Here is a 25,332-nt window from a genome sequence, read left to right as displayed (position 1 = left end):
TCATCCCTCCCAACCAATAACAGTTATGTATTCTCTATCCTCTAAGGAAAGATTCCTATGCATATGCAGTTCAATTTTTTTACCGCTAAAACTCAAAGTGTAATCAACTACGTAAGGGGTTTCAATGTAATATACCGTGAGGATTAATTTGGAATCATCATATTGCCAGCTTGCAGATGTACAAACTTCCTGCTCACTAAGGGATAAGTCTTTAATAAATAAACTTTTTGCATGGGTAGGCCTTAAAAAATCGAACGGAAATTCATCTAAATGATCGTCGTAAAGTAAAGAAAAACTAAGGTGCTCTTCTTCAAACTTCAGTGTTAATTCTTTGATTTTATGCTTATTATCTTCAAAGATATAAATTCCACTGTACGATCTATAATCTACTTTAACTATCCTGTTTACTAAGGAGGTAAATGTAGGAGGTTTAATAATGTTAGATGCAACCGTTGGCCAATCAAAGTTCAGTAAATTTGCATATATGATATCTAAAAAATCCTGTAACTTCTTCATCTCGGTAAAACTTGAAGTTGCAGCAATCACAATCTCTTGACTCGGATCAATGAAACACAATTGACCAAAAGCTCCATTCCCCATCTTACATCCATTCCTGCACATAAAGAACTGATAACCATATCCGTTTGACCAGTCAGCCTTATTTTGTCCCCAACGATTATCGCTTTGTTCATTTAGCGCCAGCTTTAAATAATCTTTCGAAACAATTCTACGACTATTGTAAACCCCTTGATTGAGGAGCATCTGGCCAAATTTCGCGATTCCATCTGTTGGTATGCTTAGTCCCATTCCACCAGCAACAATTCCTAACGGGCAAGTCTCCCATTCCGGTCTTTCTATGTCCAACGGGGCAAATAATCTTGGCATTAGAAAATCAACAAGATTTTCTCCAGTCGTCTTTTCGATAATAGCCGAAACCATATAAGTGGCGTGTGTATTGTAATTGTAATAACTTCCCGGTTCATCTTCTACGTCCAAAGCTAAAAAGGCACGAACCCAATCATTTTGCTTGGCTATCGCACCATATATATTATTGTTATGTCCTGTATTCATGGAAAGAAGATGATGTATCGTCATCTTCTCTAAATTAGGTGAAATTGAGCTAGGAAGCTGATCCGGGAAAAAAGAAACCACTTTATCCGTTAATTCAAAATAACCGTTATCCCATGCTATGCCTGCTGCAATAGATGTAAAGCTCTTACTTAGAGAAAATAAAACCTGGGGAACGTTTTTGCGGTACGGTTGACGATAAAACTCGGTAATAACTTCTCCCTTACGCAATAGCATAAAAGTATTAACCGGTAAATCAGATCGTTCAAGTTCTTCATAAAACTTAGACAGCGCTTGGGTCAAATTCTCTGGATTATCCATTTAAACCTCGCTTGTCGTTATATTTTGAGTTTTTAATAATTCTCAGGTAGAGCACTAAGTCTCGTGTCAGGTCTCCTCCATTTGTTCATTTAGACGGCAACCTTGTCATACTTAACCTAAAGACTTGTTATACCAAAAATAATCTTCAACGTTTTACGACTCTTCTTACATATTTTCAAGCCTTGTTTTAAGTCTAGAATGATTACAGTTTTGCCAATCCAAATCCTAAAATATAACGAGCGGAACTTTACCGGTGTCACTATGCCTTTTTCTTCATATTCCGTTCCATCCTCTAACTCCGTTTCAGTTCTAATTAGCCTGCTTTTATTGCTCAATAGTTTTTATAAGATAAAGGCAGAGATCATCGTCGACACAAACATGTGCCCCAGGCTCAATAGGCTTATTATCGTACATGATTCCTCGCCCATCAGGGATAAAACCACGCTTTATATACATCCGTTGTGCGGTTCCATAGTCAGCGTATAATCCAAATCCAATACCAATAGTATTAGATATAGTAAAAGCATCTTTTTCAAGAGCTTCAATTAATACACTTCCTACCCCACGTTTCCTAAATGGCGGGATGACGTCAAAGTTTTGAATTTCAGGTATATTATTCTCTGCAAAATAAGGATATTCCGACCTGTATACCACATGTCCCCATCCAACAAACTCATTTTCACAAAAAGCTAAAAGTGTAACTCGCTTTTCATTTTGATTTTCTTGCCAACAACGTTGGACATAATCAAGAGGTTGGCTTACGTCATGCTCAGATAACCCCATATGTATAATATCAATATCGTTTTGTGTCATTCGACGGATTTGTAAAGGTAAGGCCATAATATAATTTCCTCCTAACTTATTAAATGAGTCCATTCCTATATTAACATACTAATTAGGATTAATCTGGTAAAAAACAATTATTGTTAAACGAACCTGTCAGATAAAAGAACAGGCTGCCGAATATACCGGCAGCCTGTGCTGATTTTGTTATTTTTTTATTTCTTTAAGGTAAAAGTCATATAATTGATCAATAGATGAACTGGAAAAGATAGACGTGGCTTGTTCAATTTTCTCACGTTTCCAATCGAACCAGCGCATTTCCTTTAACTTTTCGATTTCTTGATCTGTAAACCGTTGCTTGATCACTTTAGCAGGATTGCCGCCTACTATCGTATACGGTGGGACATCCTTTACAACAACTGATCCTGCCGCAACAATAGCACCTTCGCCTATTTTCACACCGGGCATAATCATTGCATTCATCCCAATCCAGGCATCACTAGCAATGATTGTATCCCCTTTGGATTCGTAAGAGTTTGCAATCTGGTCTACAAAAGGATACACGGTAATCCATTCAGGATGATGATTGTGATTCCCACCCATGAGAATAATTACACCACTAGCAATACAAACATAATTTCCTATAATCAATTTATCTAAATGCCAACCATAATCTTCACTGGGATTAAACAACTTTCTTGATTGTTCATCACCCCAAAGGTATCTGACACACCCATCTTCAAAATCAAGATTATCGTAATAACCAGAGTAGTAAGAGTACTCTCCTACCTCAATCATTGGGTTGGTGACAATATCCTTTAAATACTTAATTTCAGACCAGTGGCTGAACTGATGTTGTTTCATTTTCTTTCCCTCGCTTCTAAGTAATGTAATTCATTTATACTTAGAAGCTTGATGCAGTAGCGACATTCTTAAACCTTTTCAAACGACGAACCATCGTCCTCATCCTTTTCCTAATTGATGCCGTCATTGTAACAAACGAATGATTTATTCGTCAAATCAACCGTATTGTCCCAACTCAGCTCAATTATGAATTTATCGGATTACGGCTAGCCTTAACATGTTTAAGCTGGGCAACTATAATGACGCTAATGATCACTAGAAGGAACCACGAACTGATCTTACTGAAACTAACCAGTTGCCACGTTTGATATTGATCAGGATATTTCCATGCATTAAAAAATGTAGCGATATTTTCAGCTAACCAGATAAAAAATCCTACAATAAAAAAGGCCAGTGTCAAGGGCATTCGATAGGTAACCGTCCGTACCCTATAAATGATCCATGTTTTCCAGAAGACAACAACCACAAGCGCTGTCAGCCACCAACGAAAATCAGGAATGAAATGATGTGTGAAAAAATTTAAATAGATGGCTCCTCCCAACAATCCCGCTGAAGCAAGCCCCGGCCAACCGGTCATATCCATTTTCAATCTTCGCCATATCTGGCACATAAAGCTTGCGACACTTGCATACATAAATCCACTATAGAGGGGTACACCAAACACCTTCGTAAACCCTGGCTCAGGGTATGCCCATGAACCCATCTTTACCTTATAGATTTCCAGCAATAAACCAATAACGTGGAACACACAGATTACTTTTATTTCATCCAGCGTCTCTAATCCAGTACGGTACATGAGGTACTGCACTGTAAGCAGTATTAGAAGAATGGCATCATAACGGTAAAGAAAAGGCATTTCTATTATGTTAGAAAGAGCTAAAGTCCCAAAAATCGCAACTGGAAATATGCAACTCATCGCCTGATGATATCCGAAATGCAGCAATTGTGTTATTGACTTCATTCTTATGTTTCCTCATCATTTTTGTATTCTAATAGATCTCCAGGCTGACATTCCAAAGCCTTACAAATTGCCTCTAACGTTGATAATCGCACCGCTTTTGCTTTTCCATTTTTCAATATAGAAAGATTAGCCATTGTTATTCCAACTCTCTCCGAAAGCTCAGTAACACTCATTTTTCTTTTGGCCAGCATCACGTCGATATTAATTATAATCGCCATTGTTTCACCTCAGACAGTTAAGTCATTTTCTGATTTTATATCAATAGCTTCTTTTAAAAGCTTTTGTAGAACTGCAGCAAAAACGGCAATCACCATGGAGGCAAAAATGATAATCAAGCCGATGACTATAATCCCTGGGGCATCATCTTTCTCCGCCATGAGGTAAAAGAGTGGCATACCAACTACATACAAGCAACTGATGATGATTGCACAATATTTTATTTTCTTTAAAACCTGTACAGACATTTCCGAGAAAGCATTGTTCTTGTCAATATAGCCTAACAGTTTAAAAGCTTGATACAGTGCAAAGTAAAAAGGTATCGCCGAGGCATACAAATCAATGGCAATGAGATATTTCAATAAACTATAATCCGGATACAGTTCTGCTGCGAAACTCGCTATTTCCGGCACCACAAATATGCACAAGGCAAGCACCGGGATACCAATAAGAATAACCGCTGCCCTTAAAAAAAGTGTTGATCCTCTTTCCATAATAAACACACCTCACAGATTTATTGTGAATTGAATTTATCATATTATTTATCGTTTTACAATATATTTTAATCGATATACAGTTATTATTGGTTGTTTTATAACTTTCGACTAAAAAGCCGAGCTAATTGACTTTTGAAGTCACTAGCTCGGCTTATTTCACCTTTTCATATCTCTTTATCTCTATTTTTCTATTCTACAAGTAATTCTAATACTGACCAAGATCGATAAAATTCAAATCCATGTTAGCTTCATCTTCAGCCTGATTTGCAGCCTCTGTAGATACTGCTTTTCCTTCGTATTCAAGGTTACCGCTTGTCAAATTGAATACATATAGACGATTACCTTTGAAGTACTTATTATCCATATTCTTATAACCCACAATATAGAGATAGTCTTGTTTAAAATCATAGGTAATGTTTTCACTTAAATCTATATTTGTATTCTTCAGAGTAGTCTCATATTCTTTACTCACGAGATCGTAAGAAATAACAGTAAATCCTATATTCTCCTTACCCGATACAGCTTTTTGCAGGAAATAAATTTTCTGTCCATACGCATTCATAATATTATTCAATAACATTTCATGCCCTTGGAACGCGAGCGGCGAGATTTGTCCTGTTGCAACATCTACTTGATATGCCTTTTTATGATTATCTTTACTAACCGTTAAAATCCATTGATCCGAGTGATCCAGATTTTGATTGGCTAACCTAACGAATTGATTATCCCCATTTGCTGCTTCAGATTTAGCTCCTGGTAATACGAGCGGCTCATTCGTAATCTCCTTTGTTGTTAGATTAACACGGATAATCTGCGGTTCAGTTACATAACCTTTGGCGCCGTGATTCAAAAACACCATTGCAACAAGCTCTTGATCAACAAGCTGTACATTTTGTACATAGATATCTGAAATATCATGATCCACATTGATATCGGATCTGATTTCCTGCGTATTATCCTTTTGCTTATTAAGCACAGAAATACTGAGTCTAGCATTTTTCTTCGCTGATGGATCATTTGATTGCTGCTTATCTACGGTCCAATTCACGTAAGCAAGCATATCCTGATTTTCATAGAACCCAGCTAAGTTCTTCTTCCCACGCATGAACTGACGATGCTGATCCCTCCATTTATCCAATTGTGTGTTCACTGGTCTTCGGTTTAAGCTTTGGCTGATCGTTAACTTTTCATCTGGATAATCTGTACCATTTGTAGTGATATTAGCTCGTTTGATGCCAAAAACACTATCCTTAGTCAGATAATTTCCGTATAAGGCTATACCTTCAACGAGGGAAGCATCCCCTTGAACCATCGTCAGCTTATAATTAGGTAGTGTCTCTTGTGAGGCCTGTACATAATACGTCCCGATTGTAACAACCGAGAACACTACAAGAACGGCGGTAACCATATATTTTCTCATTCCTTAACCTCCATACCCCTTCAATTATACCGATATTTTCTTACGCAATAGATATAAGCTGTACCAAAGCGAACCTCCAGCAATAATCACTATTAATCCGAGACAAGCACCTATGATCTCTCCGGGATAGAAGTAGCTATCATATCTGCTATAACCCATAAGATAGGGTATTGAGGCTAATCCAGCCAGAACCGCTAAGTATAATATGATAAAGCCGATCCCTTTCAGTCTGTAGCTCCGCTCCATTAGAATCGCTGTGAACAAGACGATCAAGCCCGTAATGCCCAGTCCATAATATAGAACAAACTCAGAAAAGTAGGGCGGAACCAGAACTTTAAGCACAGTAGGATACTTCAAATAATCAAATACCGAGATGTTCCGATATAGTTCAGCAGGAAGAATCGACTGTGCTATCAAACGCTCCAGTGGCACAAGGACAATTTGCAGGGCAACAAGTCCAAATGCGAATAGCAAGATCGTAACCAGCTTGGCAAAATACAAATTCGCCCGATTGGATGGCAAGGTGAGCAGGCGATATACTATCGTATTTTTACCTCTCCAGTCACGGTACCAGATGAAGCAGCTATATATTAGCAACACTGTTATGCTCAAAAATATGGGTCCGAAATATAGAAGTCCATTATAGCGAGCATACATCATACTGTTTAGCTGAATATATCCAGTCACATTGTGATATTGCTCAAGCGTCCATTGATTCACTCTCATTGCCTCATTCGCAGAATCCAGCCAATGATTAGCACCGATGGTGACTGCTGCAAGCTGCAAGGCAACTGTCAGCACCATGAGTCCAATATATATTTTGGCAAATCGGTTCATTTCAAAATTCAATAGCTTCACAAAAGCTCTCATTTCATGTACACCTCTCTCATTACGTCCGTAATGGACTTACCTTCCTGCTCGCGAACTTCTTCACAGTAGAATTCACGTTCTACCTTCCCATGCTGTAGCAAGACCGCTTTATCAATTAAATGCTCAATATCGTTAATTTCATGAGTTGTAATAATCACACCACGATCCTCGATCAATTCACTCGTGAACACATCAGTAATTTGCTCGCGGCTGAACATATCAATTCCCGAGAACGGCTCGTCCATTAGGATGTAATCACAATCCAAGGCAAGTCCCAGCAACAAATTCACCTTCGCAGCCATCCCTTTCGACAATGAGGATACGCGATCTGAAGAGCTCAGTCGGAAGAACTTAAGCATTTCCTTTGCACGTTCAGCGTTCCAATTCCGATAAAAGTCAGCCATAAAGCTCAAGCAATCAGCAATTCGCATATTAGAGGGCATCGTTAACGAATCTGGAATGAAAGTGATTTTCTCATACATCGCAGGTGTTAGTGATACATTATCGATTAAAACTTCCCCTTTGAATGGTGTCAGTCCCATGATGGACTTCAGCACTGTTGACTTCCCGGCACCATTGATTCCGATCAGGCAGGTAATCTCTCCCTTGGCAGCAGTGAAGCTAACGCCATTTAGTACCTTCTTGAATCCATAATTCTTTACCATCTGATTCACTTGGATCATCTTGTGTCACCACCCTCTGGAGATAACTTGCGCTCGGATGTATATTTTGTCTTTATGATCTCTACCAGTTCTTCAACTGGAATTTGAATATTCTGAATGGAGCTGATGAATATATCCACTGCACTTTCGATTAATTCAGCTCGAATCGAGTTTAGTATTTGCTGATCCTGTGTAATTCGGCTCGGGGAATTCCCTTCTGTTACGATCAAACCCTGTTCCTCCATTTCCTTATATGCCTTCTGCGCCGTGTTCGCATTAATCTTCATTACTGATGCCAGTTCACGCCGTGAAGGAATTTTGTCTCCCGCTCCGATTTGCCCTGTGGCGATCTGTTCCTTGAAATGACGCACAACTTGAATATATACCGGCTCACGAATATTAAAGCTGACGCCTGATTTCTGTTCTTCTGTCATACAACCAACTCCATATACTAAGTGTGTGTACTAAGTGGTTCATACATCTCATTTATGTACTATACGTGTAATACACTTTTGTGTCAATAGTTCAGATTTGAGCAAAAAAAAAACTGCCTCTCGGCAGCTCCTTTATTACTAAAACACCTTTTGATTAAAAACATGTTCTTTTCCACCTAAACCCAGTGTATCTGCTGTTGTAGTGTGAATTTTCTGCAGAAGCACGGGATTATCCATTAGTGACAAGCCATAAGAAGGAATCATTTCTTTTATTTTGGGTTCCCATTCTTTTATATATTGAGGGAAACATTTGTTAAGCACTTCAAGCATCACGTGAACAGCCGTAGAAGCTCCAGGGGAAGCCCCTAACAATGCTGCGACCGAACCATCAGCGGCACTAATAACCTCCGTACCAAATTGAAGTGTGCCTTTGCCAGCTTCTGTATCTTTGATAACTTGCACACGCTGACCAGCTACAACAAGATCCCAATCTTCAATTTTGGCATTGGGGATAAACTCTTTCAGTTCTTCCAAACGTTTTTCTTTCGATAACAGCACTTGTTCGATCAGGTATTTTGTTAATGACATATTTTTAGCACCTGCCGACAGCATTGTTATGAGGTTATCCGGTTTCACAGAAGTTATTAAATCAAACATTGAGCCCGTTTTTAAGAATTTAGGTGAGAATCCGGCAAATGGTCCAAATAGCAGTGATTTTTTATTGTCGATAAATCTTGTGTCTAAGTGCGGTACGGACATTGGAGGGGCTCCAACTTTAGCTTTGCCGTATACTTTGGCATGATGCTGCGCAATAACTTCCGGATTATTACACACCATAAAAATACCGCTTACTGGGAATCCACCGATATGTTTTCCTTCAGGAATACCGGATTTCTGCAGTAAGTGCAGACTTCCTCCCCCGCCACCAATGAACACAAATTTCGCTGTATGTTGTTCAATGTTACCGCTGGCATTTCTGATTTTTAGATCCCATAAGCCAGCACTGTTGCGCTTCATACTATTGACACTATGTTTGTAGTGAAGATCGACGTTTTTACTCTTTAAATGCTCAAATAAGATACGCGTTAAAGCACCAAAGTTAACATCCGTTCCAGAGTCAATTTTTGTAGCCGCAATGGATTCATTCGCAGGACGATTTTGTATAATAAGCGGAATCCATTCCATCAGTTTTTTAGAGTCAGCGGAAAATTCCATCCCTTGGAATAATGGATTTTTTGAGAGCGCTTCAAATCTTTTCTTTAAAAAAGCTATATCCTTCTCCCCTTGCACCAAACTCATATGAGGTAACGGCATAATAAAGTCCTGGGGAGTATGTATCAGCTTGCGATTTACAAGATAAGACCAAAACTGCATCGAAAGCTGAAACTGTTCATTAATCTGAATAGCTTTGCTAATATCTATAGATCCGTCTGGCTTTTCAACAGTATAATTAAGCTCACAGAGCGCCGCATGCCCGGTTCCTGCATTATTCCATTCATTAGAGCTTTCTTCCCCTGCTTTTTCAAGCTTTTCAAATACTTTAATTTTCCATTCCGGTACTAATTCCTTCAAAAGTGTTCCTAAAGTCGCACTCATGATTCCGGCACCAATTAAAATGACGTCTGTATCAGTTGCACTTTTGCCCATTATTACCATCCTTATCCCCTGAATTTTGCAGAAAGGATGTGGGCGCTCCTTCTTAGGCGTCACACCTTTTCTGTATCAATTATAACCTTATCATGGTGTATTACAATTATTTATAAATTTAATATCTACTATTATATGAAAAAAATAAAATATTTAAAAGCTTGTAAAAAAGATAGAAATAAGTCCTCAAGATTTATGGAACAAAAAAAGGCTTTATCATGCCCTGTTCTCATTGTAGACAATTCCGTTTTGATAGCCCAACCCCACTATTGTTTTTTGAATTTCCTGATCTACTTTTCTTTTAAAAGTTGCAAACTCTATTGTGGTTAAGCCGATTGGAAGCTCTTGTTCTATAAATGAATCAAAATCGATCGCCGTTTTGAAAATACGAAGCTTGTGCAGAAAAGGTAATTGCTCCATTCCCGTCAAATGAGCCAATGTTTTGCAATTCATAATCGTTAGCTCTTCCAGTGCCTTCATCTGCTGATCAAAGTTAATCTCACGTAACTGGATTTGATCTTCAATCACAAGCTTTTTTAACGCACGAAAAACCGAAATATTACTCAGGTCATGAAAGCCACGGACTCTACAAATTTCCAGGCTCTCGATTTCATTTTCTTCGATGTCCTGAATATGTTCTCTGCCTCCAAGTAAAATACGTAGGTCTTTCAATTTCTTTAGCCGATTAATAAAATGTAAGGGTTTATTGCTGATGGAGTGCAGCGCGAGATAGGTAAGATCCTCCAGATCTCCAATAGCATCAAGGTTTTTAACCTTACCTATAACATGCAACTGTTCTAAACGAGAGAATTCTTTTAGGTATTCCAGATTAAGCATCTTTTTCTCCGAGCTAATATTTAAAATACTTAGAGACCGTAACGTATCTATACTCAGAATTTCCGGATTTTCAAGCTCATATATCCCCAAGCTCAGACTATACAGGTTATTCAGCTTAGCCAATACGTTCGTGTTATGTGCCTGGTGAAGACAATTCAGCAGCAGCATTTTAACATTTGGAATCTGCAGGAGTGTCTCACAATCAAAGGATACAGAATAGTGGCCATAAAAACGCACTCCAAAATTTTCATCAAAACGCGCGCAAAGCTCATTTACTTCATCCAGAATCGAACCATAGGTCGATGGATCAGAGAACTGGACAATAACTTGGTTGCCGCTGTACAAGTCTTGCTGAATCTGAACTGGATCTAGTGAAATAGGATCATTGATCAGAATCCTTCTTTTCCATGTAACACTCATTCCTAATCCCTCCTACTTGCCGTTAATCATCAGTGTATATTTATTGTAAATCTACGAATTACTTACCCAAGAACATAATTACATAAATCAACCCCATGGACAAGCTACCAAGGAAGGTTACAGGTTATTTAGAGTTTCGTTGATTTAGGAGGATTGAGTACAAGTGTTTTACATTAAAATACAATAAGCTGTATCATTCGTAGATTACTCTACTTTTGATACAGCTTATTTATTATTTATTCAGCCTTCTGCGATGAACTATAAATCCCCGCCACCAACTCCAGCGCTTTTATCCCTTCAGCACCATCCAACCAAAACTTTTGACCCCTGGCGACATGTTCATAGAAGTCCTCAATCAGTCTCTTATGCCCGGTGCCCCAATAGGATTTACCTTCCGTGGCACTGAAACTAGGCTCGCACAGCAAGGTTTCCTTTCCATCCTTCCAAAGATACAAATGATCTCTGCGGAGGTTGATAGTACCCTTTTCAAAAACTAGCTCCAGCTCCACTGGAGAATTCTCCAGATAGGTATTTGTACCATAAAAAAGCCCTCTGACATTACTAGTGAAATCGATGCAGGCATGGGCGGTATCTTCTACCTCTATGACCCCATTTAGCACATCCGTGGTAATACTCCCTTTCACCGATGCCACCTCTCCACCAAACCACTGAAGTAAATCCAGTGTGTGAATGGTTTGGTTAATTAGCAGACCTCCACCTTCCGTAGACCAGCGTCCTCTCCAGTTACTATCGCTATAATAACTTTCGCTACGGTGCCAGGTTACGATTCCTTTCATACAGAGCAGCTTCCCATATATTCCTGAGTCAATCACCTGCTTAATATACATGGAGGCATCATTATAACGGTTCTGAAACACCACACCAAGCTGACCTGTGCTTTGCTGTGCGGCTTCAAGTATTCGTCTGGCTGAAGGAAGATCTGCCGCCATAGGCTTTTCGGTAAGGACATGTTTTCCTGCTTGTAACAACTCCGTAGCCATCTCTGCATGTAAATAATGAGGCGTACAGAGATGTACAACATGAATACGGTCATCCTTTAAAATTTCTCTATAATCATTAGTGGCTTGGCAGTCATATTCATTAGACGTCTGCAATGCTTTATCAGCATCAATATCTGCAACCGCAAGTAGTCTCACACCATCGATGCCTGTTAATGTTTTTGCATGAAGAGGGAAAATGGCTCCGCATCCAATAATGGCTGCTCCAAGTTCTTTCATCTATATTACCCTCCGTTCATCATTCCATCGTTATCTGAGTATTGCTGGGGTTAGATTGATCGCTTGCTCTTGAGCCTTCAGACATAGCTCGGCAGCTTTGAACACATGGGTCTGTGTCATCGCCAGCTCTGTCCGATTCAGACAGTCAAGGATTAGCTCACCAAAGAAAGGAAAACCAACCTTCCCTGCTACATGCTCATAATGTTCCCCTTCCCCATTGACCCAGTACACATGATCCGGTGTATTTGAACGACTTATATCAGTATATTTACGCAGTTCAATGTATCCTTCAGTCCCCATAATCATCGTGCGCCCGTCTCCCCAAGTGCCCAGCCCATCAGGGGTAAACCAATCCACGCGAAAATATTGTGTTGCCCCATTGTCCCCTACAAGAGTAGCATCACCAAAATCCTCTAATTCGGGATAAGTCGGATGATTGTAATTGGCCACTTTACTATGAATAACCGAAGCATCCTGACAATCAGCATAATACAAAAATTGTTCTATTTGATGACTGCCTATGTCACATAGAATCCCACCATATTTCTCCCTTTGGAAAAACCATTCCGGCCGGTTAGGAGCATTTAGACGATGTGGCCCTAATCCAATGACTTGCAGAACACGGCCAATAGCACCTTGTTGAATCAGCTGCCCTGCATAGATAGCGCTTTCAACGTGAAGACGTTCACTATAGTAGACCATATATTTCTTATTGGTTGCAGCTGCCATTGCTCTAGCGGATTCAAGCTGTTCCAGGGTCGTAAAGGGGGCTTTATCCGTAAAATAGTCCTTACCGTGAGCCATTACTCTATTGCCTAAAGGTCCTCGTTCAGATGGAATTGCGGCCGCTGCAATTAATTGTACTTCGGGATCTTCCAGAACTTCTTCCATTGATCCGGCAGCTTTGACACCGGGATATTTACTAATAAAATTTCTGACCTTTTCCTCGTCCGGATCATATACCCATTTCAGCTCTGCCCCTGCCTCAACCAGTCCGTTACACATCCCGTAAATATGACCGTGATCTAGGGCAATAGCGGCAATGATGAATTCCCCCGCCTTCACTACGGGTTTGGATTCATACGTTGGTGCATAGGTCATCCCATTTTTTCGATTCATAGAAACCCTCCTTCTATTAGTATTACTCCATTCTATAAGGTATTAAGAAGATACCGCAGACTGATCTCCAAGCTTTCAAAAGGATCACGGCGGCAAACATCCTGCTCCACTACGAACCATTCAACACCCGTTTCGCGACAGACATTGATAATTTCTTTATAGTTCATATTCCCTTCACCGATTTCAGCAAAGATCTGTTTTCTATTAACAATCGCCATATCTTTTAAATGCACTACCTGCATTCGACCTGCAACTTTGCGTATCCATTCGGCTGGACTCCCTCCGCCCGCTTGAACCCAATATAAATCCAGCTCAAAACCAACGGCAGGATCAGACTCAGTGAGCAGAATTTCCATGCCAGTCAATCCATCAAACCGTTCAAATTCAAAATCGTGATTATGATAAACAAATTGCAGATCATGTTGTTCTTTTATTGTAACTGCAATGCCCGACATCAGCTTGGCGAATTCACGGTAACCTTCTTGCCCCGTACGGAATTTTTCCGGTAAACTTCCTAGTCCAATATTTTTGCAGTTCCACAGCTTATGTTCAGCGGCTAAAGCATCCAAATCGCTTACTAGCCGATCCCAAGACACATGGGTTGCACATATTGCCAGACCTGCTTCATCCGCATACTCTTTTACGAGCTTCGGATCGATTGGCCCGATGCCTGAAATCTGAATAGCTTCATAACCCATAGCAGAGACCTTTTGAAAAGTGGATCTTAAATCCTCCGCAGTTTTAGTAAAATCACGTAATGTGTACATTTGAGCAGCAATGGTTGAACGATTCATAGGATCTTTCCTCTCTGATTAAAATTTAATGAGTTCCCTTAACATCAAAGGTTTGGGCGGCTGTGGTTTCTTTGTTGAAGTTAGAATTCTCCACCTTTTCCATGAGCTTCTCATAAAATAAATCTTCATCAATCGGTAACTCCACCCAATCGTCGGTCCAAGCCGATAAATACATCCCATTAGATAACGTTAGACCGTGAATGCCTTCCTCACCCGGAGCTAACAATTTCTCATCGTGTAGAATGGCATTCGTAAAGTTCCGCAAAATTCCTTTATGCTGTTCCCCGCCACCCTCTTCTACAGGAATCTCACATTTCCAACATTCTGGACTGCCGAATCCTCCCGTAAACTCTGCATTGAATTGCGGCTCCGGCGTGCGTAGACGCCAAAAGGTTAATTTCCCGTCTTCCACTATGATTTTTCCATGATCACCAGTAATTTCGAAACGGTTAGTTCCCGGTGCTTCACCTGTTGTGGTGATAAAAAGCCCTGTCGCACCATTTTCATATTCCACATAAGCGGTTACATCGTCTTCAACCTCAATATTGCGGTATTTACCAAAATGACAAAATGCTCTGATCCGCTTAGGCATCATACCTGTCGTCCACTGCCATAAATCTAGTTGATGAGGATCTTGATTCAGCAACACCCCACCACCTTCGCCTGCCCATGTAGCCCGCCAACCACCGGAGTTATAGTAACTTTGTGATCTGTACCAGTTGGTGATAATCCAATTTGTGCGGCGGATTTCGCCTAGTTCACCAGACTGAATGAGATCCCTAAGCTTTTGATACAAAGGATTCGTCCGCTGGTTATACATGATTCCGAATTTGCGATCAGACTTTGCTGCAGCTTCGTTCATCTGCTTAACAGCTTTGGTATAGACCCCAGCCGGTTTCTCAACCAATACATGATAGCCATATTGAAAAGCCTCGATAGCTAAAGTTGGATGATCATAATGTGGAGTACAGATTAATACTGCATCTATGAGATGAGACTCATATAACTCTTGGGGTGTTGCAAATTTCTGTACACTTTCCGGTAAATGCTCTTCTGCCCATTTCAAACGTTCTTCCCTTACATCACATACAGCTGCAAGCTCAGCATCTTTAATATGATTCAACAGACTTTGTGCATGTGCACTCCCCATATTCCCAATTCCAATAATGCCATACCGTACTTTATTCAATCAGATCACTTCCCTATTTGAGGTTATGTTATGAGAATATACTTAATTAATAGACATGAACATGAGCGAAACTAAGCATTATTTGCACAATAATAAGATGATTTAGTTAAATTAATTCGTTATAATAAGGATAATCAAGTCATAGAGGAGCTAGATGATGAATAATCCAGGTAACCTTACCGGCAGATTCCTCCAGAATCTTACCGTAAAAGTGACCCATGCCCAACTTAGAAGCGGATATAGCGGGTGGAATCGTACGTTGGAAACTCCAACATTTAATCGGCTGTATTTTATTGACCGCGGTGAGGGAAAAGTTATCATTAACGGTGTTACTTATTATCCGAGAGCAGGTCAGCTAATGATCATGCCCGCAGGAAGCACTCAAACTACAGAGACGTCAATGAATGATCCCTATACACGCTATTTCTGCCATTTTGATGCTGATATTGGGGAGTGGCCCTTATTCCATTCGGCAAACAAACTGTTTATCTGTGATGCGCCCAACCCAGATTCCGTACGGGTTATTTTCACAGAAATGATCGAACAGTTTCAAAAAGATGATGTATTGTCCATTCTGCGTACTCAGGCGAACGTCCTCAATCTAATTGCTACTTGTCTTGAATCGAACGAGAATATCAAAACAGACTTTATGCAAGAATTTATACATACGGGGGATCAAGGAAAGCTCGCCTATGTGCTTCAATATATTGATGAGCGGCTGGATAAACCCATAGAAATAGAAGAGTTAGCAGAAATTGTCCACTTACATCCGAACTATTTCATCCCCTACTTCAAGAAATTTATAGGGGTTCCCCCCATGCATTATGTACAATTGAAAAGAATGGAGCATGCTAAAAGACAGCTTTCTTATAGCAATTTCAGCATTTCAGATATCGCGGAGCAAGTCAGTATGGAATTAGCCCATTTCTCTAAATATTTCAAAAAGACAATAGGAATCTCCCCTTCTGCCTATCGTAACAGCACTAAGTAAATTTATTAGGGAATGTCTTAATCTATGTGATGAACTATAATAAAAAGGCTCTAACCTTCAATTTTGAGGTGGTGAACGATATTCTTATCAGAACAGCATCTATAAGCGACATTCAAGAGATAGCAAGACTCTCAAGCCAGCTTGGATATCCTTTGAATATCGATCAATTAGGAGAAAGACTACAAGAAATCGGAACACACAAAGATCATACTGTATATGTAGCTGAATCAGATCACCAATTGGTAGGATGGATACATGCGACCGTTCGAATCTTACTTGAATCTCCTTCATTTATTGAAATAGGAGGTCTTGTTGTTGATCAGACTTGCCGCGGAGAAGGAATTGGCAGACAGCTTGTAGAAACCTGTGAACGATGGGCAATCCAAACAGGGTTTAGCAAAATTAGAGTACGTACCAATCAAACCAGAGAAGATGCTGTACGGTTCTATAATCATATAGGATTTTCGCCAAAAAAATCACAGCATGTACTTGATAAGGAACTTTAATCACACTCAGGACTTTTAGGGAGGTTCAATGGTTATGATAGAATTAACTTTGCATCCAGCATTAGAAGGGAAAATCGCTGTGATTACCGGAGGAGCCGGTGTATTATGCCGGGTTATGGCGCTAGAGTTAGGTCGGCAAGGAGCTAAAGTCGCGATTCTAAATCGCACCGCAGCTAAGGGAGATTTGGTTGCCGCTGAAATTACAGCCGCAGGCGGTCAAGCGATTTCACTTTCCTGTGATGTTACAGATCAACAGAGTGTTATGAAAGCCGCAGAAGCTGTTAAGAATCACTGGGGTCCTTGCGATCTATTAATTAACGGTGCTGGCGGAAATGATTCCTCAGCAAATACGACCCAAGAGATTTTCAAAAATGATGATCTGGAGAACCCGGACATATTTACTTTTTTTGACCTTAGTGTAGATGGATTTCGCAATGTGATGGACCTTAATCTGATTGGAACATTGATCCCAACCCAAGTTTTTGCCAAGCAGATGCTCGGCAGAACGGGCACATCTGTTATTAATATTTCATCCATGAGCGCACCTTCTCCAATGACCAAAGTACCTGCCTACAGCGCTGCCAAAGCAGGAATTAATAATCTCACCCAGTGGCTCTCCGTTCATTTCGCTGAGTCTGGTATACGTGTGAATGCCATTGCCCCTGGCTTTTTCCTTACTAAACAAAATGAGAAGCTGTTGGTTCGTGAAGATGGCGAGCTTACAGACCGTTCCCAAAAAATCATCTCTCATACTCCAATGCGCCGCTTTGGACAGCCGGAGGATCTGCTTGGCACACTACTCTGGTTAGCAGATGAAGCAATGTCCAGCTTTGTGACCGGAGTTACCGTCCCCGTTGACGGTGGATTCTTGGCTTATTCGGGAGTATAGACTAATCTAATGAGGGATTACAATGATTGTAGATCCATTACGCGTATTCGTTACTGTAGCTGAACTGAGTCATTTTTCCAAAGCAGGAGAAGCGCTGAATTTATCTCAACCCGGTGTCAGTCTGCATATCCGGAATCTTGAGAATGAGCTCGGTGCTAAACTCCTGCATCGTTCTTCTAAACAGGTTAGATTAACAGAAGCCGGCAGTATTCTTTATAAACACGCCAAACAAATATTGGCTCATTTCGATGAAGCAAGTCAGGAAATCCATATGCTTCAGGACGAAGTCACTGGGAGTATACATATCGGCGCTAGTTTTACTATAGGTGAATATATTTTGCCGGCAAGACTTGCTGATTTTGCCAATCAATATCCGCAGGTCAAGCTGCAAGTGACGATAGGCAATACTGAGGAGATTATTGGAGGCGTTAAATCCAACGAACTGGACATAGGGTTTATTGAAGGTGAGGTCCATGAGAATGATCTGAATGTCACTCCTTATATGAAAGACGAGATGATTATGGTCGCTCCTGCTACCCACCCTCTGTCAAAAGCGATTTCTGTGGAGCAGAGCATGTTGCAGGATCAGGTTTGGGTGCTTCGGGAGCACGGCTCGGGTACACGAGCTTTCAGTGATCATTTCCTACAGGAGGAAGATATATCTGTTAAAAGATCCTATGTCTTCAACAGCTCTCAAGGTGTTAAAGAAGCTGTAGCCTCTGGCCTCGGAATCGCCATGCTCTCCAGATGGATTGTACGGAAGGAACTAGAAAGCGGTGAGATCAAAGAGCTGCCAATCAGGCAACATCATCTGGAAAGGCAATTCTCAATCATCCGACATCAAGAATGTTCTTCTTCCTTAGCTACCGATGTCTTTATAAAAAAGCTACTTGTCTTTAGAAAAGACAAGTAGCTTTTTTTCTTCCACACTATGAAATTATACTTGATGTTCAACCAAATGCCCGTCTTCCAGATGCAGAACCCGGTCACACCATTCGAGCATCCGTTCATCATGAGTGACCATTACCGCTGCTTTACCTTCACTCTTCACCTCATCAGCGATCATGCGTACAACTTCTCTTCCGCGTTTGAAGTCCAGACTGGCTGTCGGCTCGTCTGCAAAGAGAATCGCTGGTTTATTCATCCACGCTCTAGCGATAGCTACACGCTGCTTCTCCCCACCGGAGAGCTGTTCCGGATAATGATTACGCCGTTTCCAGATATCCAGCCGCTTCATCAAATCAGCAGCCCGTTCCTTCGCTTCCTTAGCACTCATTTTCGCCTGCTTGGCTACAAAAAGGAGTTGCTCCTCCACCTTCAAATAAGGCAACAACTGAGCGCTTTGGAACATAAAACCTATCTTCTCTAAACGGAGCTCCGTCAGCTCACTTTTACTTTTATCTGTAAGTGATTCCCCATCTATAAAAATTTCACCACTAGTAGGTGTTAGAAGTGCACCAGCCGCTGAAAGGAATGTACTTTTCCCTGTTCCCGAAGGTCCAAGGACAGCAACGAATTCCCCTTCATTAACGATCAGATTCAAATTGTTCAGCACAGACACCGTTGTGTCGCCATCACCGTAGTTTTTGGTTACTTGCTTCATGATTAGTTTTGCACTCATGCTCCAGCCCTCCCAATAGCTTCTAATGCATCTACTTTTGCCACTTTAGCGACAGAAATTAGTGATCCTAAAAGAGACATCCCAACGAATAAACAGCTGGTTAAAAGAATGGTGGAAGGCTCCAGTTGGAATGGCATCGAATCAGGCAGAACCTTATTCATCCCAAAGGTAAGCAGTAAGCTAATGCAAAGACTTGAAATAGCTAAAATCATAACCTGCCCTACCACACTCCAAGCCAAGTAAGACATTTTGGTACCCATCGCCTTCAGAATACCAAACTGACTAGTTTTCTGAATCGTAATGACATAGAAGAATACTGCCAGAACAAACGCTGCGATCACAAACAGGAAAACAATCATCATTAGCAGTGAACCCTGCTCTGCCGAGTAGCCCGGAATATTGGAAATAGCTACTTTTTGCGTAATGACCTCTACATCTTTTACATTCGTTGAAATCTTATTTACTTGATCAGCATTCGCATTAAGGGCAATCACATTAAACGGTACCGACGAAGAGGTTTCTTCTCCTTGGTTAACCCCCTGCTTCATAGCTTGCCAATCCTGATTGTTGATATAAACTACTGGGGTATGGCTGTAAGAGCTATCCTCAACAAAACCTGCGACAGTAAATTCCATCCCGGTTGCCTGATCACGAATGATACTGCCAAGTTTGATTCCTGACTGTTCCAGGTCACGATCAACAAGGACTTTACCGTTTGTCTCGTTTGTAATCTTGTCACCTTCAACTACTTTAGGAGCTAATAACCCATTCATATCTACTGCAAAAAAAGTAATATCTGCTTTTACGTCTGCCTCGTTAGCAGTGACAGTGCTCATCTGCATTGCAAGTGAAGATGCATTATTGTCTCCAACTACTGCACGTACATTCTGGAGCTCCGTATCTGTTAACTGAGAACGTCTAAAGGTCTGATCCGCATCACCTTGCACTACAAAATAATTCGCCGGCATGTTCTCTACTGCAGAGATATTTGCATAAGCTAATCCTCTGGCTAGTCCCGTGACGAAAAGTACAAGAAAGGAAACCAATAACATGATAACCATAATTAATAGGTATCTGGCTTTAGAATGTCGCATTTCCCTTAAGGCTAAAAACATATTACCACTCCTTCTAATCTGTATAGTCACAGTTTAGAAGATGAAAATGAACGGAGTATGAATAATGAATTACAAAAGCGGAAGTGTAACTGTAAAGGTAGTCCCTTCACCCAAAGTACTGGTTACTTCAATGGTTCCGTTATGCGCTTCTACGATTTTTTGAGAAATCGCAAGTCCAAGTCCGCTGCTATGTGTTTCCTGCGTACGTGCTCGATCTACTTTATAGAAACGATCAAAGATTAACGGCAACTCCTCAGCTGAAATGCCTTCACCCGTATCAGACACAGAAACAATACAGTTCTGTTCCACAAGCTTCGCGGAAATCATAATGGAACCTTCAGCAGGTGTGTATTTTATGGCGTTGGAGAGCAGGTTCATCCATACCTGGAACAATAGATTTGGATCACCTAGAACGCTGATATCTGCAAGATTCAAACGCACGGCCAGTTGTTTCTCTGTTAATCTCCATTCCATGATTTGTACGACCTGTCTTAGTTGTGCACGCAAGTCTGTCGACTTTTTCTGTATGGAATTAGGATCATAATCAAGCGAAGACAAGGTAAGCAGCTGTTTGCTTAGCAATGAAAGACGATGGCTTTCTTGGTCAATGATATTGAGATACTGTAACCGTTCATCCTCAGGTAAGGTTGAATCTTGTAACGCTTGGGCAAATCCCTGAATAGATGTTAATGGCGACTCAATTTCATGTGATACATTAGCGACAAATTCCTGACGTGCCCGATTTGTTCGTTCCAGCTCCCGGCTCATAATCATAAAATGGGAAGCTAACTGACCAATCTCATCACGCCGCCACGTATTCAATTTGATATCGTATCTGCCTTTTGAGATCCGTTTAGTGGCCGTCGTCAAACGTGTAATAGGTCTAACTACATGCAGTACGCTAATCATTACAAAGCCTAAGCTAAACAACACGGTGAACCCAATGATCACAGCAAAAAAGACGCGCAGCTCACCGAATTGTACTTCAGCATCCGGACGCATAAACAAAGCATACGTCTCATTGTTTACTTTTACAGGAACACCAATTGAATTACGCAGTTGATTATCAAAAAATCCGGTAATAAATGCACTGTCCGGGAAATCCGCAACCCCATGATAAATTTGCCCATTCAGAACCTTCTCTAGTTGCTGCTCATCCAAATCTTCTTTTCTAAAGGGCTTACCGTAGAATCTTGATTCCCCTTCAGCATCTGTTAAATAGATTTTATAACCCAGCTTGGCTATACTCCGCAAATAATCCTCCATTGTCTCCGGATGTGATTCTGCGAATTGTTGAACCTCGATAGCCATTCCGGTAAGTTTGGCATCGTTCTGAGATTTAATCTGGGCTTGATAGTAAATATTAGACACCAAAAATCCAAGAAGGCTACTCACCACAATTACTGAACAGAAGACAATACACATCCGGACATACAAGGATCTCATACGTTAACCATCTCCAATTTATAGCCAATGCCTCGAACAGTTCGGATCACAAAATCTTCCTGATAATCTACGAAGCGCTGACGCAAACGTTTGATATGTACATCGACTGTTCGCTCATCCCCTTCATAATCCATGCCCCATACCAGTTCAATTAACTCACTACGTGTATATAACCTGCCTGGATATTGTGCGAGTTGAGCCAGAAGCTCAAACTCTTTTACCGGTAGCAGCAGAACCTCATCACCATCGGTTATTTCATAATTTTTGCGGTCAATAACTAGAGAATTTAATCGAATCCGATCATCTGAAGCAATGGAATAGCGGCGAAATAACGCTTTGATCCGAAATAGCAACTCTTCAGGCTCAAAAGGTTTCGTTAGATAATCATCCGTCCCCCGCAAATAACCTTGCTCTTTATCACTCAGCTGCTGACGTGCTGTCAATAAAATGATCGGAATATCATACGTTTCTCTAATATGCTGACATAGCTCTAACCCATCTACATGTGGCATCATTACATCTACGACCGCTAAATCCGCAATACTGTCCTGCAATTTATGTATCGCATCTCGGCCATGACTGGCCTCCATCACCTGATATCCTTCCCTTGTTAGTACATGTTTTAATAATGTTCGAATATTCACATCGTCATCTGCTACTAAAATCTTCTTCATCATTTACACTCCCTGAATAATGGATGAACTCATAGTAACAACTTTATAACGATAGAACAACTAAAGTCAGATCAAACAAAAGGCTTAATACTCTCTCTAAGTGTGGTAACCGGCCGCTCCATCAGTCTCTCCAGATCTTTTGATGTAGAAGCAGTATCTATCTTCGCTAGAAACGTATAAATCCAATGCTGAATACTTGAATCCTGGCGAAACGTAAATTTTTTCCCTGATAACTCTGATAATACATCAACTAATTCGTTGAAGTCCCAAACGTTTGGTGCAGCTAGTTCGTAGACTTGGTTCATATGTCCATTCGTTGTAAGAACCTTTGCCGTAGCTAAAGCGAGGTCCTCACGAGTGACTGAATTAAACTGCCAGTTCCCTGGATAAGTGGGTAGCTCGCCGCTTTCCATGGCTTCCTTCAACCCAAGCACACCCACAAAATCTATATACAAAGCGTTACGCAGAAACGTATAATCTATCCCTGATTCAAGAATCATCTGCTCAGTTAGTAAATGAACATGATAAGAAGGAATCGGACCTTTGGGTGGAAAGGCAAATCCAGTATAAAGCAGATGCTTCACATTGGCCTTTTTTGCTGCATGAATGACCTGAGCATGCTGATATAATCTGATCTTATCATCGGTATGAGAGCTGGAGATTAAAAGTAACGTTGTGACCCCAGTAAAAGCTTCAATCAGCGTATCTAACTGGTCATAATCGCCAAAACGGACTTCGAACCCTTTTTCTAAATAATTAACAGCTTTCTCTGGCTGACGAACACAAGCAATAACTTGACTAGCCGGAACGTACTTCTCAAGCTTCTCCATAATTAAGCTGCCTAATTGACCTGTGGCTCCTGTAACCATAATCGACATACATAATACCCTTTCTGTTATTCGAATGTACTCAGTTTTTGTAATAAAAAGATAAGTTGATGAAGCTCCTGATCATTCAGATTCTTCATTCTCTCTGCGACAGCCTGACGATTCTCTGGAAGATGCTCCAGAAGTAATTGCTGGCCTTCAGTCGTAATCGAAATGACGCTTTTTCTGCCATCCTTGGTATCATTCGAACGGGTTATTAATCCGTCTCGCTCCAATGGTGTTAACAGCATGCTTATATTAGCTTTGGTAACTCCAATAATGTGAGCCAATGTAGAAGGTAGAATCGCACCTCCCTGTTTAGAGATCTCCACCAAGATACGAATTCTTGCTCCATTCAATCCTTTCGACTGCCAATATTTCTCAGAAACAGAAACTAAATTTGCAGTAGCTTCAACTAATGTAAAAAATGCTTTGGTATGCAATGGCTGATTCAGCACAAACTGTTGTAAATGATCCATTTTCTATAATTCAGCTCCAATATAGTTAAGTCCTTAACTAATTTTAAACATACTACACTCCCCATGAGTTGTCAAAAAAAGAAGCTGCCTCACCTGGCAGAATAAATCTGCTGATGAAACAGCCTCTACATATAAACTCACCCTAGATTAACACTGTTTTTGTGGAAACAGGCTCTTCACTGTATTTTTTAGAACCCTCCAGCATAACCTCCAGCTTAATGATCTCCGACCGGCTTGCTAAACGAATTGGGGGTCCCCATGTTCCATAACCTGACGACACGACTACATGCAAATTGTCCTTACGAAGATATCCCCAGTCCAGTTCGAACAGACGTTTAGTGATCCAGTGATTAGGAGCAATCTGTCCTCGGTGTGTATGACCCGAGAGTAGAACGTCTACCCCAGCTTGAGCGGCTACGTCGAAGCCGGTAGGCTGATGATCCATCATAATCACAGGACGTGTAAGATCAAGTCCTTCGAGCAAGGAGCTTACACTTTGTCTGCCACCGGCTTCCATCGCCTCGGCTGTCTTATCTTTTCGGCCTACAATATACGTTCCTGCGACTTCTTCAACCTCATCTTGCAGGACCTTGATCCCAATACTACTCATCAAATCGGTATATTCCTTAATTGATCCACCATAATATTCGTGATTGCCCAGTACTGCGTAGACTCCATAACGAGCTTTTAACTGTTTAATCTGTTCACTCATACTATTGCGGATAAAAGGTTCAATGCTGTCATCCAAGACATCTCCAGCCAGCAAAATCACATCGGGTTGCATCGCGTTCATTTGTGCCACCATTTTTTTGAGATGACGATTGCCCACGATATTCCCTAAGTGCAGGTCTGAAGCAACCGCGATCGTTAATGGCGTGCTGGTGCCAATAGATTTATCAATAGGAATGGAATGTGTGCGGATCACGGTACTCCAGGCGTTGATTGAACCCCAGACCAGAAAGACTGCCAGTAATATCAGAATTGTCCCGCCCGCTTCTGCGATGTAATAGGTACGATCGATTCCCGACCATCCCAGTATCACATATAATAGGTCTGCCAAAGGTAACGTAATGATAGCAAATTCCATACACGCTAAATAATACGATCCAATCACTTTAAAGAATCTGGCGATCGGTTTAACCGATTTTGGCCATGGAATCATTCCAATGACATACGCAAAAGCGATGAGCATAAATAATGTCCAGAATACTGCTGACGAAACACCAGAAAACCATTCATGAATAAGTAACCAGCCGTGATAGCCAATGTAGAAATTAACAAGACCCAGAATGAGCAGCATAGCAAATCCTGAAGCTAACATTCGTAATGTTTTCATCGTTTCTCTCCCCTTTACCTAACTACTTCTCTACTTCTTATCTCAAATCATAACACAAACCGTTAACCC

The 25,332-nt window shown here is 40.8% G+C and carries 28 protein-coding genes; 4 read left to right on the top strand and 24 right to left on the bottom strand.

Annotation, left to right across the window (positions count from 1 at the left end):
- The 17 genes from MHI25_RS14650 to MHI25_RS14570 all read right to left on the bottom strand — a co-directional run bounded on the left by MHI25_RS14650 (nt 1) and on the right by MHI25_RS14570 (nt 15,340).
- Nucleotides 1-1,389: a serine hydrolase gene (locus MHI25_RS14650; protein ID WP_340395576.1), complete on the bottom strand. Its 1,389-nt coding sequence runs from the start codon at nt 1,387-1,389 to the stop codon at nt 1-3.
- A 116-nt stretch (nt 1,390-1,505) separates the two neighbouring features.
- Entirely contained in the window at nt 1,506-1,724 is a 219-nt protein-coding gene (locus tag MHI25_RS14645) for a DUF3977 family protein (protein ID WP_076185892.1), read from the bottom strand.
- Nucleotides 1,714-2,229: a GNAT family N-acetyltransferase gene (locus MHI25_RS14640; RefSeq protein ID WP_076219091.1), complete on the bottom strand. Its 516-nt coding sequence runs from the start codon at nt 2,227-2,229 to the stop codon at nt 1,714-1,716. Before MHI25_RS14640 ends, MHI25_RS14645 begins: the two co-directional genes overlap by 11 nt.
- A 150-nt stretch (nt 2,230-2,379) precedes the next feature.
- Nucleotides 2,380-3,036: a CatB-related O-acetyltransferase gene (locus tag MHI25_RS14635; protein WP_339174046.1), complete on the bottom strand. Its 657-nt coding sequence runs from the start codon at nt 3,034-3,036 to the stop codon at nt 2,380-2,382.
- Between the two features lie 184 nt (nt 3,037-3,220).
- On the bottom strand, nt 3,221-3,997 hold the full coding sequence (locus MHI25_RS14630; protein WP_076135041.1) for a DUF817 domain-containing protein: 777 nt from the start codon (nt 3,995-3,997) through the stop codon (nt 3,221-3,223).
- A gap of 2 nt (nt 3,998-3,999) precedes the next feature.
- Nucleotides 4,000-4,215 (bottom strand): helix-turn-helix transcriptional regulator, encoded by a 216-nt coding sequence (locus MHI25_RS14625; RefSeq protein WP_076129351.1) that lies wholly within the window; start codon nt 4,213-4,215, stop codon nt 4,000-4,002.
- Nucleotides 4,216-4,224: 9 nt separating this feature from the next.
- Entirely contained in the window at nt 4,225-4,707 is a 483-nt protein-coding gene (locus MHI25_RS14620) for a DUF2975 domain-containing protein (RefSeq protein WP_038570783.1), read from the bottom strand.
- A gap of 208 nt (nt 4,708-4,915) precedes the next feature.
- Nucleotides 4,916-6,130, bottom strand: coding sequence for a hypothetical protein (locus MHI25_RS14615; RefSeq protein ID WP_076194266.1), 1,215 nt, complete (start codon nt 6,128-6,130; stop codon nt 4,916-4,918).
- A gap of 24 nt (nt 6,131-6,154) precedes the next feature.
- A complete protein-coding gene (locus tag MHI25_RS14610) occupies nt 6,155-7,000 on the bottom strand; it encodes a hypothetical protein (protein WP_248548200.1) in 846 nt (281 codons plus the stop codon).
- Nucleotides 6,997-7,683: an ABC transporter ATP-binding protein gene (locus tag MHI25_RS14605; RefSeq protein WP_076280707.1), complete on the bottom strand. Its 687-nt coding sequence runs from the start codon at nt 7,681-7,683 to the stop codon at nt 6,997-6,999. Before MHI25_RS14605 ends, MHI25_RS14610 begins: the two co-directional genes overlap by 4 nt.
- Nucleotides 7,680-8,096 (bottom strand): GntR family transcriptional regulator, encoded by a 417-nt coding sequence (locus MHI25_RS14600; RefSeq protein ID WP_076129346.1) that lies wholly within the window; start codon nt 8,094-8,096, stop codon nt 7,680-7,682. Before MHI25_RS14600 ends, MHI25_RS14605 begins: the two co-directional genes overlap by 4 nt.
- Nucleotides 8,097-8,234: 138 nt before the next feature.
- The gene (locus tag MHI25_RS14595; RefSeq protein ID WP_076129345.1) at nt 8,235-9,743 is read right to left on the bottom strand and encodes a malate:quinone oxidoreductase; all 1,509 of its coding nucleotides are present in this window, start codon (nt 9,741-9,743) and stop codon (nt 8,235-8,237) included.
- Between the two features lie 216 nt (nt 9,744-9,959).
- Nucleotides 9,960-11,000, bottom strand: coding sequence for a hypothetical protein (locus MHI25_RS14590; RefSeq protein ID WP_340395575.1), 1,041 nt, complete (start codon nt 10,998-11,000; stop codon nt 9,960-9,962).
- A gap of 236 nt (nt 11,001-11,236) precedes the next feature.
- The gene (locus MHI25_RS14585) at nt 11,237-12,238 is read right to left on the bottom strand and encodes a Gfo/Idh/MocA family oxidoreductase (RefSeq protein ID WP_076194274.1); all 1,002 of its coding nucleotides are present in this window, start codon (nt 12,236-12,238) and stop codon (nt 11,237-11,239) included.
- Between the two features lie 30 nt (nt 12,239-12,268).
- On the bottom strand, nt 12,269-13,357 hold the full coding sequence (locus tag MHI25_RS14580) for a Gfo/Idh/MocA family oxidoreductase (RefSeq protein ID WP_076278977.1): 1,089 nt from the start codon (nt 13,355-13,357) through the stop codon (nt 12,269-12,271).
- Nucleotides 13,358-13,389: 32 nt separating this feature from the next.
- Complete coding sequence (locus tag MHI25_RS14575; protein WP_340395574.1) at nt 13,390-14,151, bottom strand: sugar phosphate isomerase/epimerase; 762 nt, start codon at nt 14,149-14,151, stop codon at nt 13,390-13,392.
- 25 nt (nt 14,152-14,176) lie between these two features.
- A complete protein-coding gene (locus MHI25_RS14570) occupies nt 14,177-15,340 on the bottom strand; it encodes a Gfo/Idh/MocA family oxidoreductase (protein ID WP_076185915.1) in 1,164 nt (387 codons plus the stop codon).
- 157 nt (nt 15,341-15,497) lie between these two features.
- Here MHI25_RS14570 and MHI25_RS14565 point away from each other — a divergent pair, with 157 nt between their 5' ends.
- Genes MHI25_RS14565 through MHI25_RS14550 form a run of 4 tightly spaced genes read left to right on the top strand, consistent with a single transcriptional unit; the run spans nt 15,498 to nt 18,639 of the window.
- The gene (locus MHI25_RS14565) at nt 15,498-16,331 is read left to right on the top strand and encodes an AraC family transcriptional regulator (RefSeq protein ID WP_076129339.1); all 834 of its coding nucleotides are present in this window, start codon (nt 15,498-15,500) and stop codon (nt 16,329-16,331) included.
- A 29-nt stretch (nt 16,332-16,360) separates the two neighbouring features.
- A complete protein-coding gene (locus tag MHI25_RS14560) occupies nt 16,361-16,837 on the top strand; it encodes a GNAT family N-acetyltransferase (protein ID WP_280753001.1) in 477 nt (158 codons plus the stop codon).
- Between the two features lie 34 nt (nt 16,838-16,871).
- Complete coding sequence (locus tag MHI25_RS14555) at nt 16,872-17,726, top strand: SDR family oxidoreductase (RefSeq protein WP_076280711.1); 855 nt, start codon at nt 16,872-16,874, stop codon at nt 17,724-17,726.
- 22 nt (nt 17,727-17,748) lie between these two features.
- Nucleotides 17,749-18,639 (top strand): LysR family transcriptional regulator, encoded by an 891-nt coding sequence (locus MHI25_RS14550; RefSeq protein WP_036678189.1) that lies wholly within the window; start codon nt 17,749-17,751, stop codon nt 18,637-18,639.
- Between the two features lie 24 nt (nt 18,640-18,663).
- Here the strand turns inward: MHI25_RS14550 and MHI25_RS14545 are convergent, their stop codons facing one another.
- From MHI25_RS14545 to MHI25_RS14515, 7 genes are all read right to left on the bottom strand, one after another.
- Complete coding sequence (locus tag MHI25_RS14545; RefSeq protein WP_076129337.1) at nt 18,664-19,347, bottom strand: ABC transporter ATP-binding protein; 684 nt, start codon at nt 19,345-19,347, stop codon at nt 18,664-18,666.
- Entirely contained in the window at nt 19,344-20,462 is a 1,119-nt protein-coding gene (locus tag MHI25_RS14540; protein ID WP_076185926.1) for an ABC transporter permease, read from the bottom strand. The genes MHI25_RS14545 and MHI25_RS14540 overlap by 4 nt, the downstream gene beginning before the upstream one ends.
- Nucleotides 20,463-20,531: 69 nt before the next feature.
- Nucleotides 20,532-21,908, bottom strand: a complete 1,377-nt coding sequence (locus MHI25_RS14535) for a HAMP domain-containing sensor histidine kinase (RefSeq protein WP_340395573.1) — start codon at nt 21,906-21,908, stop codon at nt 20,532-20,534.
- Nucleotides 21,905-22,582 (bottom strand): response regulator transcription factor, encoded by a 678-nt coding sequence (locus MHI25_RS14530; protein ID WP_340395572.1) that lies wholly within the window; start codon nt 22,580-22,582, stop codon nt 21,905-21,907. The genes MHI25_RS14535 and MHI25_RS14530 overlap by 4 nt, the downstream gene beginning before the upstream one ends.
- A gap of 71 nt (nt 22,583-22,653) precedes the next feature.
- Complete coding sequence (locus MHI25_RS14525) at nt 22,654-23,460, bottom strand: NmrA family NAD(P)-binding protein (RefSeq protein ID WP_340395571.1); 807 nt, start codon at nt 23,458-23,460, stop codon at nt 22,654-22,656.
- A gap of 17 nt (nt 23,461-23,477) precedes the next feature.
- On the bottom strand, nt 23,478-23,927 hold the full coding sequence (locus tag MHI25_RS14520; protein ID WP_076129332.1) for a MarR family transcriptional regulator: 450 nt from the start codon (nt 23,925-23,927) through the stop codon (nt 23,478-23,480).
- A gap of 142 nt (nt 23,928-24,069) precedes the next feature.
- Nucleotides 24,070-25,263, bottom strand: coding sequence for a metallophosphoesterase (locus MHI25_RS14515; RefSeq protein ID WP_076301988.1), 1,194 nt, complete (start codon nt 25,261-25,263; stop codon nt 24,070-24,072).
- Between the last annotated feature and the right edge of the window lie 69 nt (nt 25,264-25,332).

Source organism: Paenibacillus sp. FSL E2-0177, assembly GCF_037992975.1.
GTDB classification, from domain to species: Bacteria; Bacillota; Bacilli; order Paenibacillales; family Paenibacillaceae; genus Paenibacillus_AQ; species Paenibacillus_AQ odorifer.
The sequence above is the reverse complement of the archived record's forward strand: the minus strand, read 5'-3'. Positions and strand labels throughout refer to the sequence as shown.

What these genes read in the sequence shown, in the direction of transcription:
- MHI25_RS14605 (WP_076280707.1), bottom strand. Translation starts at nt 7,683, where the DNA reads ATGATCCAAGTGAATCAGATGGTAAAGAATTATGGATTCAAGAAGGTA.
- MHI25_RS14620 (WP_038570783.1), bottom strand. Translation starts at nt 4,707, where the DNA reads ATGGAAAGAGGATCAACACTTTTTTTAAGGGCAGCGGTTATTCTTATT.
- MHI25_RS14650 (WP_340395576.1), bottom strand. Translation starts at nt 1,389, where the DNA reads ATGGATAATCCAGAGAATTTGACCCAAGCGCTGTCTAAGTTTTATGAA.
- MHI25_RS14640 (WP_076219091.1), bottom strand. Translation starts at nt 2,229, where the DNA reads ATGGCCTTACCTTTACAAATCCGTCGAATGACACAAAACGATATTGAT.
- MHI25_RS14535 (WP_340395573.1), bottom strand. Translation starts at nt 21,908, where the DNA reads ATGAGATCCTTGTATGTCCGGATGTGTATTGTCTTCTGTTCAGTAATT.
- MHI25_RS14545 (WP_076129337.1), bottom strand. Translation starts at nt 19,347, where the DNA reads ATGAGTGCAAAACTAATCATGAAGCAAGTAACCAAAAACTACGGTGAT.
- MHI25_RS14575 (WP_340395574.1), bottom strand. Translation starts at nt 14,151, where the DNA reads ATGAATCGTTCAACCATTGCTGCTCAAATGTACACATTACGTGATTTT.
- MHI25_RS14610 (WP_248548200.1), bottom strand. Translation starts at nt 7,000, where the DNA reads ATGAGAGCTTTTGTGAAGCTATTGAATTTTGAAATGAACCGATTTGCC.
- MHI25_RS14555 (WP_076280711.1), top strand. Translation starts at nt 16,872, where the DNA reads ATGATAGAATTAACTTTGCATCCAGCATTAGAAGGGAAAATCGCTGTG.
- MHI25_RS14530 (WP_340395572.1), bottom strand. Translation starts at nt 22,582, where the DNA reads ATGAAGAAGATTTTAGTAGCAGATGACGATGTGAATATTCGAACATTA.
- MHI25_RS14525 (WP_340395571.1), bottom strand. Translation starts at nt 23,460, where the DNA reads ATGTCGATTATGGTTACAGGAGCCACAGGTCAATTAGGCAGCTTAATT.
- MHI25_RS14540 (WP_076185926.1), bottom strand. Translation starts at nt 20,462, where the DNA reads ATGTTTTTAGCCTTAAGGGAAATGCGACATTCTAAAGCCAGATACCTA.
- MHI25_RS14595 (WP_076129345.1), bottom strand. Translation starts at nt 9,743, where the DNA reads ATGGGCAAAAGTGCAACTGATACAGACGTCATTTTAATTGGTGCCGGA.
- MHI25_RS14600 (WP_076129346.1), bottom strand. Translation starts at nt 8,096, where the DNA reads ATGACAGAAGAACAGAAATCAGGCGTCAGCTTTAATATTCGTGAGCCG.
- MHI25_RS14615 (WP_076194266.1), bottom strand. Translation starts at nt 6,130, where the DNA reads ATGAGAAAATATATGGTTACCGCCGTTCTTGTAGTGTTCTCGGTTGTT.
- MHI25_RS14515 (WP_076301988.1), bottom strand. Translation starts at nt 25,263, where the DNA reads ATGAAAACATTACGAATGTTAGCTTCAGGATTTGCTATGCTGCTCATT.
- MHI25_RS14550 (WP_036678189.1), top strand. Translation starts at nt 17,749, where the DNA reads ATGATTGTAGATCCATTACGCGTATTCGTTACTGTAGCTGAACTGAGT.
- MHI25_RS14585 (WP_076194274.1), bottom strand. Translation starts at nt 12,238, where the DNA reads ATGAAAGAACTTGGAGCAGCCATTATTGGATGCGGAGCCATTTTCCCT.
- MHI25_RS14590 (WP_340395575.1), bottom strand. Translation starts at nt 11,000, where the DNA reads ATGAGTGTTACATGGAAAAGAAGGATTCTGATCAATGATCCTATTTCA.
- MHI25_RS14520 (WP_076129332.1), bottom strand. Translation starts at nt 23,927, where the DNA reads ATGGATCATTTACAACAGTTTGTGCTGAATCAGCCATTGCATACCAAA.
- MHI25_RS14565 (WP_076129339.1), top strand. Translation starts at nt 15,498, where the DNA reads ATGAATAATCCAGGTAACCTTACCGGCAGATTCCTCCAGAATCTTACC.
- MHI25_RS14630 (WP_076135041.1), bottom strand. Translation starts at nt 3,997, where the DNA reads ATGAAGTCAATAACACAATTGCTGCATTTCGGATATCATCAGGCGATG.
- MHI25_RS14635 (WP_339174046.1), bottom strand. Translation starts at nt 3,036, where the DNA reads ATGAAACAACATCAGTTCAGCCACTGGTCTGAAATTAAGTATTTAAAG.
- MHI25_RS14560 (WP_280753001.1), top strand. Translation starts at nt 16,361, where the DNA reads ATGAACTATAATAAAAAGGCTCTAACCTTCAATTTTGAGGTGGTGAAC.
- MHI25_RS14580 (WP_076278977.1), bottom strand. Translation starts at nt 13,357, where the DNA reads ATGAATCGAAAAAATGGGATGACCTATGCACCAACGTATGAATCCAAA.
- MHI25_RS14625 (WP_076129351.1), bottom strand. Translation starts at nt 4,215, where the DNA reads ATGGCGATTATAATTAATATCGACGTGATGCTGGCCAAAAGAAAAATG.